The organism is Sphingomonas prati, assembly GCF_014643515.1.
Taxonomy (GTDB): domain Bacteria; phylum Pseudomonadota; class Alphaproteobacteria; order Sphingomonadales; family Sphingomonadaceae; genus Sphingomonas_R; species Sphingomonas_R prati.
On sequence record NZ_BMJP01000002.1, the window covers coordinates 268128 to 281959 of the forward strand.

Below are 13832 nucleotides of genomic sequence, written 5' to 3' on the forward strand. Positions count from 1 at the left end.
AACAACCTCACCCCATCACGCCAAACCTGGATCCCCGCATCCGCAGGGATACGTCCGGTTACGTGGAATCACCCATCAGCAGCAGCCTGCAACCGAGCCACCGCCCGCTCCCGCCCGATCATCGGCAACAACGCCGCCATATCCGGCCCCGAATCCTGCCCCGTCAGCGCCAGCCGCAGCGGATGGAACAACGCCCGCCCCTTCACCCCCGTCGCCGCCTTCAATGCCGCGGTCAGCGCATGCCAAGGGTCCGCCCCCCAATCGATCCCCTCCGCCGTCTCGGCCGCCGCCGCCAGGAACCCACGATCCCCCTCGGCCACCACCGCAATCTCCCCCGAGATCACCGTCCACCACGCCCCCGCATCGGCGACAGTCGTCAAATTCCCGCACACCGCATTCCAGGCCGCCGCATCCATCCCCGCCGGCAGCCGATCCGCCACCGCCACAAACGGCAGCTGATGGACAATCCGCGCATTCACCGCCGCCAGCTCGTCGAAATCGAACCGCGCCGGCGCCCGCCCGAACCGCCCGAAATCGAGCGTCTCCGCCAGCACCGCCGGATCCGCGATCGGCTCCACCGGCAAGCTCGTCCCGATCCGCGCCAGCAACGCCGCCACCGCCGCCGGCTCGATCCCCGCCTCGCGGAACGCATCGCAGCCGAGCGACCCGAGCCGCTTCGACAGCTTGCCCTCGTCCCCGGTCAGCAGTGCCACATGCGCGAACGCCGGCGGCACCGCCCCCAGCGCCGAAAAGATCTGCACCTGCATGCCCGTATTGGTGACATGGTCCTCGCCGCGCACGACATGCGTCACGCCCATGTCGATATCGTCGACCGCGGACGGCATCATGTACAGCCAACTCCCGTCCGCCCGCCGGATCACCGGATCGGACAGCAGCGCCGGATCGAGCGACTGCGGCCCGCGCACCAGATCGTCCCACATGATCTGCGCGTCATGATCGAGCCGAAACCGCCAATGCGGCCGCACGCCGTCCGCCTCCAGCCGTGCCCGATCCTCGTCGGTCAGCGCCAGCGCGGCGCGATCATAGATCGGCGGCAACCGCCGCGACGCCAGCACCTTACGCTTCAGGTCCAGCTCCTGCGCCGTCTCGTATGCCGGATACACCCGCCCCGCCGCGCGCAGCCGCTCGAATGCCGCCTCGTACAGCGCATCCCGGTCCGACTGCCGCACCATCGCCTCGGGTCGCATCCCCAGCCAGTCGAGGTCCGCCACGATCGAGTCGGCAAACGCGCCCGTCGACCGCTCCGCATCGGTATCGTCCATCCGCAGCATGAACCGCCCGCCATGCCGGAGCGCGAACAGCCAGTTCAGCAGCGCCGTGCGGATATTGCCGACATGCAGCGTGCCCGTCGGCGACGGCGCGAACCGCGTGACGACCTGTTCCGGCGCGCTCATGCCGAACGAAACGCGTTGGTGATCGGATAACGCCGGTCGCGCCCGAAATTGCGCCGCCCCAGCTTCACCCCCGGCGGGGCCTGCCGCCGCTTATACTCGGCAACGTACAACAGCCGCTCGATCCGCACGACCGTCTCGCGGTCGAACCCGCGCTCGACCAGCTCGGCGACCGACAACTCCTCCTCCACCAGCCCGTGCAGGATCGGGTCGAGCACGTCGTAGGGCGGCAACGAATCGCTGTCCTTCTGGTCCTCGCGCAACTCCGCCGACGGCGGCTTGTCGATCACCCTGTCCGGCATCACCGGCCCGCGCGGCCCAAGCCCGAACCGCGGCGCATGCGCGTTCCGCCAGCGCGACAGCTCGAACACCAACGTCTTGTACGCATCCTTCAACACGGAATAGCCGCCCGCCATGTCGCCGTAGATCGTCGCATAGCCGACCGACATCTCGCTCTTGTTCCCCGTCGTCAGCAGCATCGGCCCGAACTTGTTGCTGATCGCCATCAGCGTCAGGCCGCGGATCCGCGACTGGATATTCTCCTCAGCCAAGTCCGGCGCGCGCCCGTCGAACACCCCAGCCAGCATCCCGTCGAACGCCGTCATCGCCGCCGCGATCGGGATGGTATCGAGCCGACACCCCAGCATCCGCGCGCATTCCGCCGCATCGGACAGGCTCTCGTCACCCGTGAAGCGCGACGGCATCATCACGCACCACACCCGTTCCGCGCCCAGCGCATCGACCGCCACCGTCGCCGACAACGCGCTGTCGATCCCACCCGACAGGCCGAGCACGACCCCCGGAAAGCGGTTCGCCTCGACATAATCGCGCAGCCCCACCACCATCGCATGATAGGCATCGGCCGGCGCCGGGTCCTGCGCATGCACGACACCCGGCCGACACACCCAACCACCCTCATCGGTGCGGTCCCACACCGTCTCGACCACCGCCGCATCCCATTCGGGCAGCTGGTGCGCGACCCGCCCGTCGCCGTTCAGCACGAACGACGCGCCGTCGAACACCAGCTCGTCCTGCCCGCCCACGCGGTTGAGGAAGATCAGCGGCAACCCCGTCTCGCGCACCCGCACCGCGGCGATCCCGTCGCGACGCAGATCGTCCTTTTCCACTTCGAACGGGCTGCCATGCGGCGCGATCACGATCTCCGCACCCGCCGCCTTCAAATGCCCGCACACCGTCGGGAACCAGATATCCTCGCACACCGGCAGGCCGATCCGCATGCCGCGCAGATCGATCGGTTCCGGCAACGGCCCCGCCGCGAACACGCGCTTCTCGTCGAACGTGCCGTAGTTCGGCAGCTCATGCTTCTCGCGCACCGCCACAACGCGGCCCTTGTCCAGCACCGCGACGACGTTATAGAGCAGCCCATCGCGCACCCGGATCGTACCGACCAGCATCGCCGGCCCGCCATCCGCGGTCGCCGCCGCCATCCGCTCCAGCTCCAGCGCCGCACGCGCCTGCACCGCGGGCTTCAGAACCAGGTCCTCCGGCGGATATCCGATCAGCTGCAGTTCGGGGAACAGGATCAGGTCGGCGTGGCGGTAGTCCGCGCGCACCGCCAGCATGCGGTCGGCATTGCCGGCCAGGTCGCCCACCGTCTGCGGCAGCTGGGCAAGGACGATTTTACGCGTTTCGGTCATGTCGCGTACCTAGGGCGGCGGGCCATGCGGAGCAATGCGCGGGACCATTCGCATCGCCCAATGCGTCGACAAGGCTCGCATGATCGCGCCCCCGCGGTTATGGCGACCGCGTAACGAGCGGGGATGACGCGATGAAACTGCTGACCGGCAATGCCAATATCGGGCTCGCCACGGCGATCGCCGGCTATCTCGACCTCGAACTGACGCAGGCCAGCGTCCGGCGCTTCGCCGACGAGGAGGTCTTCGTCGAGATCCACGAAAATGTCCGCGGCGAGGACGTGTTCGTAATTCAGTCGACCGGCTTTCCCGCCAACGACAATTTGATGGAACTGCTGATCTGCATCGACGCGCTGAAACGCTCGTCGGCACGGCGCATCACCGCGGTCGTCCCCTATTTCGGCTATGCCCGGCAGGACCGCAAACCCGGCCCCCGCACCCCGATCTCGGCAAAGCTCGTCGCCAACCTCATCACCGTCGCTGGCGCGGACCGCGTCCTGTCGGTCGATCTCCACGCCGGGCAGATCCAGGGGTTCTTCGATATTCCGACCGACAATCTCTACGCCGCCCCGGTCATGTCGGCGGACATCAAGGCGCGCTTCGCCGGTCGTAACATCATCGTCGTCTCGCCCGACGTCGGCGGCGTGGTCCGCGCGCGCTCGCTGTCCAAACGGCTCGACAACGCCCCGCTGGCGATCGTCGACAAGCGCCGCGAACGGCCGGGCGAAAGCGAGGTCATGAACATCATCGGGGACGTCGCCGGGCGCTTCTGCATCCTGGTTGACGATATCGTGGATTCGGCCGGCACGCTCTGCAACGCCGCCGCCGCGCTGCGCGCCGCGGGGGCGGAGGATGTCGTCGCCTATGTCAGCCACGGCGTGTTGTCGGGCGGTGCCGTCGCCCGCGTCGACGGATCGACGCTGAGCGAACTCGTCATAACCGATTCGATCATGCCGCCCGACGCGGTCGCCGGCTCGGCCAAGATCCGCCTCCTCACCATCGCCCCGCTGCTCGGCGAAGCGATCAAGCGCATCGCCGACGAAAGCTCGGTCTCCAGCCTCTTCGACTAAGGCGCGGCCCTAAACCCCGCCTATTCCGAGCGCAGCCGAGACGGCCGACACCTTCCCCCGACCAAACCCGATCGGGGGGAGGGTCAGTAAACCGTAAAGATCCGCTCCACGATCCCGACGGCCGCGCGCGACGCCATCATCCGGCCCGCCCCGTCCCAGCTCGGCAGCGACACGACCTCCATCGTCAGCAACAGGAACGCGCCCCCGGCCAGCGCCAGCACCCCCGCCGCCACACCGACCACCACGCCGGTCACGTTCCGCGGAGCCACGCGCTCGTCCCGCGCCGCGATCTGCGCCTGCAAAGCGCGCACTTCGTCGTACAGCCGCCCGATCTCGTCGGGCGTGTCGCTCGTCTCGCTACCTGGCATCCAACCGGTCCCCCCCGCCGTCATTAACCGAATGCTATCATGCCTTTCGCCGCCGCGCGACGGGTGTCGGACGGTTGCGTAACGTCGCCGATATCGCGATGACGGCGCCCATGACCGACGCCGATATCCGCCTCGCCCACCTGCTCGCCGACGCCGCGGGTGCCGCGATCCGCCCCTTCTTCCGCGCGCGGTTCGACATCGAGACGAAGCCCGACGCCTCCCCCGTCACCCAAGCCGACCAGGCCGCCGAACGCGCGATCCGCGCCGTCCTGGCCGAACATGCCCCACAAGACGGCATCATCGGCGAGGAATATGGCCGCGTGCGCGAGGATGCCGACCGCGTGTGGGTGCTCGATCCGATCGACGGCACGCGCGCCTTCATCGCCGGCCGCCCGATCTTCGGCACGCTCATCGCGCTGCTTGAACAGGGCCGCCCCGTGCTCGGCGTCATCGACCAGCCGATCTCCGGCGAACGCTGGGTCGGCGCGCACGGCCGCCCCACCACGCTGAACGATGTCCCCGTCACTACGCGCAGCTGCCCCGCGATCGCCAACGCGCTCCTTGCCACCACTTCGCCCTGGCTGTTCGACGGCCCCGGCGGCGCCGCGTTCGATCGGGTCCGCGCCGCGGTCCGCGACACCGCACTCGGCGGCGACTGCTACAACTACGCCCTCCTCGCCGCCGGCCACGGCGACGTCATCGTCGAACAGGGCCTGCAACTCTACGACTTCGCCGCGCTCGTGCCCGTCGTCGAGGGCGCCGGCGGCGTCATGCGCGACTGGTCCGGCAACCCGCTCGACGCCAACAGCAACGGCCAGGTCATCGCCGTCGGCGACCCAAGCCTGCTGGACCCAGTCCTGACCCTGATCAACGCGTAAGACTGCCTTAAACGACCTCAGCTGTTCCCCGGCGCAGGCCGGGGCCTAGGTGAAACCGCTTCACCCAGACCCCGGCCTCCGCCGGGGCACGCCTCAGAAGATCCCCAAGAACTTCTTCCGCTTCCCACCCTCTTCCGACTTCGCCTCGGCCTTCGTCCCCTTGCCCACGTCGGTCCGCGCGTCACCCTTCACGGTCCGCTGCGCCGTCGCCCGCGCACCCGCCAGCACCGGCCCGCATGCGGTTGTCTTCGCATCGCCCACGTCGACGAACGCCACCACCGCCGCCACCGGTGCCGCGACCAGCGCGAGGCCCAGCGAAGCGCCCGCCCGCGCCAGAAGTTCCGGGCTGATCACCTTGTAACCCGGTGCCGCGAAATGGCCGTTGATCCCGATCGGCGACTGCCCCGCGAACATGCTGAACTTCTTGCTGTCCGCGCGGAATGCCAGGTCGATCGACTCGTCCTTGAAACTGAACCCGCCGCGGCCCAGCATCACGTTCTTGCGCGTGTCGATCAGGATCGGGTCGGCCGTCGCGATCCCGTCGCGCACCGTGAAACCGATCAGCCCGCAGTTGATCTGCACCGGCTCCTTCAGCTTCCCCTGGAACATCTTCTGCGCGAACGTGCCGAGGTCCAGCTCCGCCAGCTGGATGTTGCGCGCCCAGAACGTCCCCTGCGGCAAGATCACCGCGATCCGCCCGTCCGACGACGCCAGCGACGCGCGCAGCGAATCGCCCTCGCCCGTCATCTGCACCCGCGCCTTTATGACGCCCGTCGTCCCCGACTCGGCCACCCCGAACCCGGCGAGCAGCTTGCCCATCGGCGTCGGCGACATGCGGATGTCGTAACTTGTCCGCACCAGCTTGCGCCGCGCGTTCAGCCGCACGTCCGCGGTCACGAACCCGCCCGCCAGGTCGAACGTCAGCGGCGACATGGTCAGCAGGCTGCGGTCCAGAACCAGGTTCAGCGTCACGTTCGACACCGGCAGGTTCGGCGCGCGCACCGCGGCCACCTTGTACCGCACCTTGGCATCGAACAGCCCGATCGAATCGGCACGCAGCGGCGCATCGGGCAACAGCCGCGGCACGCTGCCCGTCTGATGCACGGCGGCCTTCACGCCGACCGTCGCCAGCGCCTCCGGCTCGTACCCGATGAACGGCCCGATATCGACGATATCGACCTTGCGCGACACGATGTCCGCATCGACGAGCAACCGGTCGTTGGGCAGCGAGATCGTCATGCGCCCGGTCAAGTCACTGACCCCGAACCCACCCTTCATCCGGGTGAAACGCCATTCCCCGCCCACCTTGGTCAGGTCAGACGTCAGCGTGTACCGCCGCGTCTCGGGCGTCACCACGCCCAGCAATTCGAACAGCCCCGCCAGGTTCGGGCCATCCGCCCGCACCTTCAGGTCCGCCCCCTCCAGCACGGTCGCCCCGCGCAGCGTGCCGTCGACGCCCAGCTTGTCGCGCCCCGACACCGCCCGCATGGTCAGCCGGTTGCGCCCACCCGCGATCGTCTCGTTCGGCGACAGGATCGCGCCCTGCATCGTGAACGGCCGCCGCCGCAGCGTCCCGTCGCCGGTAAAGCGCAAATCATCCGCAAACTGCGTATCGCTCGCGCGCAACGTGTCGAACTTCACATCGGTGCGCAGGAACAGCTTGGGATCGATGTAGCGCAACGTCGTGCCGGCCACGTTCGCGCGCACGATCGTCGGCATCTTGAACGGCTCGCCCTTCTCGTTCGGGTCGCCCAGCGTCCAGGTGTTGCGCCGCCCGTCGGCATTCCATTCCATGTCGAGCGCGCCGTCGACCAGGCTCAGCTGCTTCACCCGCTGCGTGCCCCAGATCAGCGGGAACGACGCCACCCGCATGTCGATGCGCTTCGCCTTGAACAGCTCGTCCTTGGTCGCCCATTCGGGGTTCTGGATGGTGATTCCCTCCGCCACGAACTTGATGTCGAACGGATCGAAATAGAGCTGGAAATCGCCCGCCACCGCCACGCGCCGCTCCGCGCTGCCGCCGGCATAGCGTTCGAAATACGGCTTCAGGAACCGCCCCTTGGTGACGTACAGCACGGTCCAGGCGAGCACGATCAGCCCCAGGATGCTCGCCACCACCGCCAGCACGACGGCCAGCGACAGCGTGGCGGGCTCGCGCGGGCGCCCTGTCGTGGATGTGGAAGTCGGGGTCACGGCCGGTCGCGGTTCCGCTGCGGTGTCTGCCATTCTCGAAAAACCCTCAACGCACGGTCCCTGTCGCGGCTCTTGTGGCACAGGGCGGTTGCTTTTGGCGACGCTTTTCCCTAACGCCCCGCACTTCCGCGATCTGGAACGACGGTCCGGCCGATATGGGCTGCCGTGGCCGTTTACAGCTGTCGCATTTGCGAAGGAGACAGAAATGCCCAAGCTCAAGACCAAGTCGGGGGTCAAGAAGCGGTTCAAGATCACCGCAACCGGCAAGGTGAAGCACGGCGTCGCCGGCAAGCGTCACCGTTTGATCAGCCACAACTCGAAGTACATCCGCACCAACCGCGGAACCAGTGTCCTCGCCGCCGCCGATACGCCGCGCGTGAAGCTCTGGGCACCGTACGGTCTGAACTGAGGGAGTACGGATAAATGGCACGCGTCAAACGTGGTGTAACCACCAAAGCCCGCCACAAGCGGATCCTCGTTCAGGCGAAGGGCTATTATGGCCGCCGCAAGAACACCATCCGCATCGCCCGCCAGGCGGTGGAGAAGGCCGGGCAGTACGCCTACCGCGATCGCAAGGTTAAGAAGCGCACGTTCCGCGCGCTCTGGATCCAGCGCATCAACGCAGCCGTCCGCCAGGAAGGCCTGACCTACGGCGTGTTCATGCACGGCCTGAAGCTGGCCGGCGTCGAACTTGACCGCAAGGTCCTGGCCGACATCGCCATGCACGAAGCGAGCGTCTTCTCGACGATCGTCGCGCAGGCGAAGGCCGCCCTGCCGGAGGGTTCGCGCCACATGGCGTAACCCTTCGCGCCACGGCGTGAAGACAGACAGGGGCGCGGACCGGGCAACCGATCCGCGCCCTTTTCTTGTCTGGCGCCCAGCGCGTACCCGGCTTGGCATCCGCGCGAACGACGCTCATGGTGTCCACCGGCCACACGTGCCTGTCCGCGTGCGCCCTGGGAGACTCCGTTCGATGCTCTTGTTCCTGACCCTGCTCGCCGTCGATCCGGTCCAGACCGCCGCAACACCGGCGTCGGAACCCAAGAAGATCTGCCGCCGCGACATGACGACGGGCAGCATCATGCCCAAGCGCACATGCCGGACGCAGGCGGAATGGGCCGCGATCGAGCGGTCGAACGACGACGCCTGGGACGCGACCCGCCGCAAAATGGGCTTCACACAACGCGGCACCGGGCGTCTGGAATAGGCACATCCATGCCGCGTCGGCCGCGTACGTCGCCTGCGCGCCCGTCAATCGTCAGTCGGATGCTCCGGCTGCCCGATCGCCCTTGGTTACGATCAACCCGAAACATGTCGCCACGAACCCGTCGACGCCCACTTTCAGATGGTAGGACTGGCCCATCGCCTGGCTCAGCAGACCTTTCGTGCTGCCATGCCAGGGCGGCAGGTCGATGAACTGGTCCATCGGCGCATTGCCCGCGTCGAAGTCCAGCGGTGCGACCTGATGTCCCTGCGCGCGTAGTCGATCGGCGAGCGCCTCGATATGCTTCTGCTGGAACAGCACGGTCATCCAGTTGTCGATCGTCGGCCCATTCCCGTCGATGTTGAACTCGAGCGTATGGACCGCCACCCCGCCCGGCCGCAGCGTCTTCATCGCCTCCTCGACGAAGCGCAGCCCAAGATCGATCGAGCCCGGATGTTCGAGCGCGCAGATCGACCAGCAGAAGTCATAGCCCGCCAGGTCGTCCGGAATGGCATTCATGTCGCAATAACGGTGCGACACATGCCGCTCGAACGTCTCGCGATCCACCAGATGGGCCGCCCGCGCATGTTCCAGCGTCGCGGCATATTCATTGTTGGTCGACCAGCCGGCGGTCCGCATGTCCTCCGGCGGCAGATCCGTCATCGTGACGTCGACCTGATGCGCGGCAAGGTAGCTCGGGATCGGCTCGAACCCGCAACCAAACCCCAGGCCTCGCGCGCCGGGCCGCAATGCCCCGCCGTCGTGCGTCGCCTGCAGGATATAACCGAACTCCCACATCTTGCGGTGGTAGATCACCGGGATCTTCAGCTCGCCGCACCAGTGCCGGACCCAGTCGCTCTCGATGTCGCCTGCGTCGACGGCTTGCACGCCAGCCCGACATGCCGCGCGGACGTCTCACCCTCCGTTGGCAACGTCGCGGCCAACCGCCGCGCGAGGTCATAGCCCATCGCCTTCACGTTCAGCGCGAGGATGTCGATGTTGCGGACCGTCTCGATCAGCGCGTTGATGTTCGGCTGCGACCGGTCGTTGACCAGCGACAGGAGCAGTCCATCTTCTGCCGATCGTCGTCCGTGATGCCGACCGGTTCGGGCTGCGCGACCGGCGCCGGCGCAGGCTCCGCGGCCGCCGGACGACGCCGCCGGAACAGTCGAGACATCTTCATCCGCGTTTCCCCAAAACTGACGGTTCGCTCGTCAGAGCCATTGACGCAGCGCAACGTGCCGCCGGCAAACGCCGATATTCACCCGTTGGGATGGCGGTCCGTCAGACCGACGATCAATCCACCCGGCGCCCCTTGGCGACCGCAAGCGCCATCGTCAGTCCGATGCTCGCGAGGATGCTCGCCACCAGCAGAACAAAGCCGACTACCGGATGCACCGAAAGCCCATAGTCGACGATCGCCAGCCCGGTAGCGATCGTTACGCCGAGGCACAGCAGGAACGCGACCCAGCCCTTGGCGTTCGCCGGCGCGGCCGAGATCCGTCCCGCCCTGCGCGAATAGACGAACCACGCGTCGTCGGCGCGCTCGTCGTCCCGTTCCATCCGGCCCTCCCCCGCTGCGCCGACAGACTAGCGCGGCCGGGTCCTGGCGCAATCCATCCGAAGCACGTGATCAGCGCGGCGCGGAGCGTGACCAATATGAAAACGGGCCGGACGCTGGTGCGTCCGACCCGATTCGATCACGATTAGAAGCGAGGGATCACATGCCCGTAGGCATGCCACCACCCATGCCGCCCATGCCACCCATCCCGGGCTGCGGCGGCGCGATGCCGAGCATCTCGACGTCGAACACCAGCAGCGAGTTCGCCGGGATCACGACCTTGCCGGTCCGCGGATCGGGCATCGCCTGCGGGCCGTAGCCGAGTTCCGGCGGGATCCAGAAGCGGTACTTGGCGCCCGAGTTCATCAGCTGCAGGCCTTCGCTGAAGCCCGGAATCATCCGGCCGACCGGCATCGGCGTCGGCCCACCGTGCGACTCGGACGCGTCGAACGTCGAACCGTCGGCCAACTTGCCGTCATAGGTCACGATCGCCGTGTCCTGCGCCGTGGCGCGCGGGCCGGTGCCGGGCTTGATCACCTGGTACTGGAGACCCGACGGCGTCGTCTGCACACCGGACTTCTTCGCATTGCTCGCCATGAATTCCGAGGCCGGCTGCGCCAACGCGACCTGCGCGCGCGTACCGGCCCAGGCGAACCCGATCGCCGCGGCGAATGCCACGCCGATCCCGATCCACAGCTTGGTCAGCGAACCCTTTGCGATCGGACGCAGCGGTACGGCGGTCACTTCCGACATGGGTTCACTTTCCTCACTGGCAACAACATTAGCGACAGGGGCCTGTTACCGGGCGCCGTCGCGCTCCATGCGCTTGCGCTCCAGCTTGCGGGCGCGGCGGATGGCGGCGGCACGCTCGCGTGCACGCTTCTCGGACGGCTTTTCGTAATGCCGGCGCAACTTCATCTCGCGATAGACACCTTCGCGCTGCAGCTTCTTCTTGAGCGCGCGCAGCGCCTGGTCGACATTGTTATCGCGGACGATGATTTGCATGAGGTTAGTGTCTCCAAGGGAACCGGCCCGCCCCATCCCATTACGGATCGGACACACCATTTAACTATATAGGATTCGTCGCGGAAATGGCTCCCGCGTCGATCAAGGGCACGCCCCTACCAGTCGGGCCGCCATTATTCAACCCGGGCGCTCAACCCGGACCGGCGCGCAGATCCGCGAACGTCGCGGTCGTCCCCGCCGCCCGCGCCCGCCCGATTGCCGCCAGATCGGCGTTCGCCAGCGTGGCCGCGTTCCACGTCGCCACATCGCGCAGCCCGTCCTCGATCGTCCGCCCGCGGCTGTGGTTCAGCGACCGCTTGGTCCCCACCACCGCCATCGGCGATTTCGCCGCGATCGTCCGCGCCAGTTCCCACCCCGCCGCCAGCGCCGAGTCGCGATCCGCCGCAACCCGGTTCACCAGACCCCAGCGCGCCGCTTCGTCCGCCGCCATCTTCCGCCCGGTCAGCGCCAGTTCGCGCACGATCCCGCCGGGGATCAGGTGCGGCAGGCGTTGCAGCGTGCCCAGATCGGCGGTGATGCCGACATCTACCTCCGCCACCTGGAACCACGCATCCGCCGCCGCCACGCGCAGGTCGCACGCGCACGCCAGGTCCACGCCGCCGCCGATCACCCCACCGTGCAGCACCGCAATCACCGGCTGCCGCGCCGCCTCGACCGCGTCGATCGCCCCCTGCAACCAGGCGATATCGCGCACCTGCCGCTCCGCGAACCGCCCCGGATCGCCCACCTCGGCAAACTGCGCCGCCGCCCAGCCCAGATCGAGTCCTGCGCTGAAATGCCGGCCCTGTGCCGACAGCAGGATCGCCCGCACCCCCGAGTCGCCCGACAGCGCCCGGAACGTCGCGCCCAGTTCCTCAAAGAACCCGCCGTCCATCGCGTTCAGCCGGTCACCACGCGCCAGTTCGACATGCGCGACCGTCCCGTCGCGCGCCACGACGATCCGTGCGGTCCCGGTGCTTGCGGCTTCCATCGTCATCCTCCCTCGCCTATCCCACCGGCATGACGCGTTTCACCGTGAACGGCCAGCCCATCCGCTACCTGCTCGATCCGGAGACACCGCTGCTCTGGGCGCTGCGCGATGCGTCGAACCTGACCGGCACCAAATATGGCTGCGGCGCGGGGCTGTGCGGCGCCTGCACGGTCCATGTCGACGGCAACGCAGTGCGATCCTGCCAGGTCGCGATCGGCACGCTGGAGGGGAGCTTCGTCACCACGATCGAGGCGCTGTCGCGCGACCGCGGCCACCCGGTGCAACAGGCCTGGATCGCGGAGGCCGTCCCGCAATGCGGCTACTGCCAGTCCGGCATGATCATGGCCGCCGCCGCGCTCCTTTCGCGCAACGGCAACCCCTCCGATGCAGACATCGACGCCGCGATCACCAACATCTGCCGCTGCGGCACCTATCCCCGCATCCGCCGCGCGATCCGCGCCGCCGCCGCGGTCGCCGCCGGCCGCCTCACGCTGGAGGGCGGCCCCGCCCCCGGCATCGACCCGGCCGACGCGGCCCGCGCGGTGCCGGCCATGACGGTCGCCCGTCCGCCGGAGTAGCGAAGCTGTCGGATCGCTGACGAACGGGTTCAGCATCCATATCGCCGCCCCCCGCGATACGAGTCCCGACCGCGGCGCGCACGCCTGCGGTGACGGAGACATTCCATGCACAAAATGCTCACCGCATTGCTGCTCGGCGCGACGATCGCCACGCCGGTGCTCGCGCAGGACCGCGGCCCCGACGACCGCCGCCCGCGCGCAGCGGATGGCCGAGACGTCCGCGCGGACCGCGGTGACTTCGATGGACGCGAGGACCGCGGCCCCGACGGCCCGATCCGTGCCGAACCCCCCGGTCAGTTCGACCAGCCCGGCCAGCGCCCCGGCCCCGCCGGCCGCTTCGCCCCCCGCGACGACCGGCGCGACCGCGGCGGCCCCGGTGGCTTCAACGACCGCCGCGAGCCCCGCGACGCGCGCTTCGACGGTCAGCGTGGTGACCGCTTCGAAGGCGGCCCACGCGGCGGACGCCCCGGCGGCTACGACCGGTACGACGACCGCGGCGGCTATCGCTGGCAGGGCGGGTCCGCCGCCTGGAACCGCGACTGGCGGCGCGACGACCGTTACGACTGGCAGTCCTATCGCCGCACCAACGACCGCGCCTTCCGCGCGCCGCGCTATTACGGGCCGCAGGGGTCGGGCTACGGCTATCGCCGCTGGTCGGCCGGCTACCGGATCCAGCCGGCCTTCTACGGCCAGAACTACTGGATCGCGCGGCCCGAACTCTACCGGCTGCCGCCCGCCTACGGCGGCTATCGCTGGGTGCGCTACTATAACGACGTCGCGCTTGTCGACATCCGCTCCGGGCTGATCGAAGACATCCTCTACGGGTTCTTCCTCTGATCCTTTCAGTTCGCTGACGACGCCATTCGCGACCCGTTCAGTTCGAATCACCTATCCCCCAATCATCGGACGGACCGGCG

16 protein-coding genes are annotated in these 13832 nt (G+C 68.2%); 7 read left to right on the forward strand and 9 right to left on the reverse strand.

Annotation, left to right across the window (positions count from 1 at the left end; translation table 11 throughout):
* Window positions 1-68: 68 nt before the first annotated feature.
* Together IEX50_RS09135 and IEX50_RS09140 are read right to left on the reverse strand one after the other, a co-directional pair.
* Entirely contained in the window at window positions 69-1415 is a 1347-nt protein-coding gene (locus tag IEX50_RS09135) for a glutamate--tRNA ligase (protein WP_157176772.1), read from the reverse strand.
* Complete coding sequence (locus IEX50_RS09140) at window positions 1412-3070, reverse strand: NAD+ synthase (protein WP_157176771.1); 1659 nt, start codon at window positions 3068-3070, stop codon at window positions 1412-1414. The genes IEX50_RS09135 and IEX50_RS09140 overlap by 4 nt, the downstream gene beginning before the upstream one ends.
* 131 nt (window positions 3071-3201) lie before the next feature.
* On the opposite strand from IEX50_RS09140, the gene IEX50_RS09145 reads away from it, so the two are divergent.
* Window positions 3202-4137: a ribose-phosphate pyrophosphokinase gene (locus tag IEX50_RS09145; protein ID WP_157176770.1), complete on the forward strand. Its 936-nt coding sequence runs from the start codon at window positions 3202-3204 to the stop codon at window positions 4135-4137.
* A gap of 83 nt (window positions 4138-4220) precedes the next feature.
* On the opposite strand, the gene IEX50_RS09150 is transcribed toward IEX50_RS09145, so the two are convergent.
* The gene (locus IEX50_RS09150; RefSeq protein ID WP_157176769.1) at window positions 4221-4505 is read right to left on the reverse strand and encodes a hypothetical protein; all 285 of its coding nucleotides are present in this window, start codon (window positions 4503-4505) and stop codon (window positions 4221-4223) included.
* Between the two features lie 98 nt (window positions 4506-4603).
* Between IEX50_RS09150 and hisN the strand changes: the two genes are divergently transcribed.
* On the forward strand, window positions 4604-5383 hold the full coding sequence (hisN, locus tag IEX50_RS09155; protein ID WP_373285303.1) for a histidinol-phosphatase: 780 nt from the start codon (window positions 4604-4606) through the stop codon (window positions 5381-5383).
* Between the two features lie 93 nt (window positions 5384-5476).
* Here the strand turns inward: hisN and IEX50_RS09160 are convergent, their stop codons facing one another.
* Window positions 5477-7609: an AsmA family protein gene (locus IEX50_RS09160; protein WP_157176767.1), complete on the reverse strand. Its 2133-nt coding sequence runs from the start codon at window positions 7607-7609 to the stop codon at window positions 5477-5479.
* A gap of 172 nt (window positions 7610-7781) precedes the next feature.
* On the opposite strand from IEX50_RS09160, the gene rpmI reads away from it, so the two are divergent.
* The 3 genes from rpmI to IEX50_RS09175 all read left to right on the forward strand — a co-directional run bounded on the left by rpmI (window position 7782) and on the right by IEX50_RS09175 (window position 8783).
* Window positions 7782-7985 carry a 50S ribosomal protein L35 gene (gene rpmI / locus IEX50_RS09165; protein WP_157176766.1) on the forward strand — a complete coding sequence of 68 codons (204 nt, stop codon included), beginning with the start codon at window positions 7782-7784 and terminating at the stop codon, window positions 7983-7985.
* Window positions 7986-7999: 14 nt separating this feature from the next.
* Window positions 8000-8377: a 50S ribosomal protein L20 gene (gene rplT, locus IEX50_RS09170; protein ID WP_157176765.1), complete on the forward strand. Its 378-nt coding sequence runs from the start codon at window positions 8000-8002 to the stop codon at window positions 8375-8377.
* Between the two features lie 172 nt (window positions 8378-8549).
* On the forward strand, window positions 8550-8783 hold the full coding sequence (locus tag IEX50_RS09175) for a hypothetical protein (protein WP_157176764.1): 234 nt from the start codon (window positions 8550-8552) through the stop codon (window positions 8781-8783).
* 51 nt (window positions 8784-8834) lie between these two features.
* Here the strand turns inward: IEX50_RS09175 and IEX50_RS09180 are convergent, their stop codons facing one another.
* The 5 genes from IEX50_RS09180 to IEX50_RS09200 form a co-directional block, all read right to left on the reverse strand.
* Complete coding sequence (locus tag IEX50_RS09180; RefSeq protein ID WP_229673847.1) at window positions 8835-9668, reverse strand: class I SAM-dependent methyltransferase; 834 nt, start codon at window positions 9666-9668, stop codon at window positions 8835-8837.
* 408 nt (window positions 9669-10076) lie between these two features.
* The gene (locus tag IEX50_RS09185; RefSeq protein ID WP_157176763.1) at window positions 10077-10343 is read right to left on the reverse strand and encodes a hypothetical protein; all 267 of its coding nucleotides are present in this window, start codon (window positions 10341-10343) and stop codon (window positions 10077-10079) included.
* A gap of 157 nt (window positions 10344-10500) precedes the next feature.
* Window positions 10501-11094, reverse strand: coding sequence for an FKBP-type peptidyl-prolyl cis-trans isomerase (locus IEX50_RS09190; RefSeq protein ID WP_157176762.1), 594 nt, complete (start codon window positions 11092-11094; stop codon window positions 10501-10503).
* Between the two features lie 45 nt (window positions 11095-11139).
* Complete coding sequence (gene rpsU / locus IEX50_RS09195) at window positions 11140-11346, reverse strand: 30S ribosomal protein S21 (RefSeq protein WP_076068899.1); 207 nt, start codon at window positions 11344-11346, stop codon at window positions 11140-11142.
* Between the two features lie 151 nt (window positions 11347-11497).
* Window positions 11498-12337 carry an enoyl-CoA hydratase-related protein gene (locus IEX50_RS09200; RefSeq protein ID WP_157176857.1) on the reverse strand — a complete coding sequence of 280 codons (840 nt, stop codon included), beginning with the start codon at window positions 12335-12337 and terminating at the stop codon, window positions 11498-11500.
* 29 nt (window positions 12338-12366) lie between these two features.
* On the opposite strand from IEX50_RS09200, the gene IEX50_RS09205 reads away from it, so the two are divergent.
* Window positions 12367-12915, forward strand: coding sequence for a (2Fe-2S)-binding protein (locus IEX50_RS09205; RefSeq protein WP_157176761.1), 549 nt, complete (start codon window positions 12367-12369; stop codon window positions 12913-12915).
* Between the two features lie 105 nt (window positions 12916-13020).
* Window positions 13021-13752, forward strand: coding sequence for an RcnB family protein (locus IEX50_RS09210; RefSeq protein ID WP_157176760.1), 732 nt, complete (start codon window positions 13021-13023; stop codon window positions 13750-13752).
* The last annotated feature ends 80 nt before the right edge of the window (window positions 13753-13832 follow it).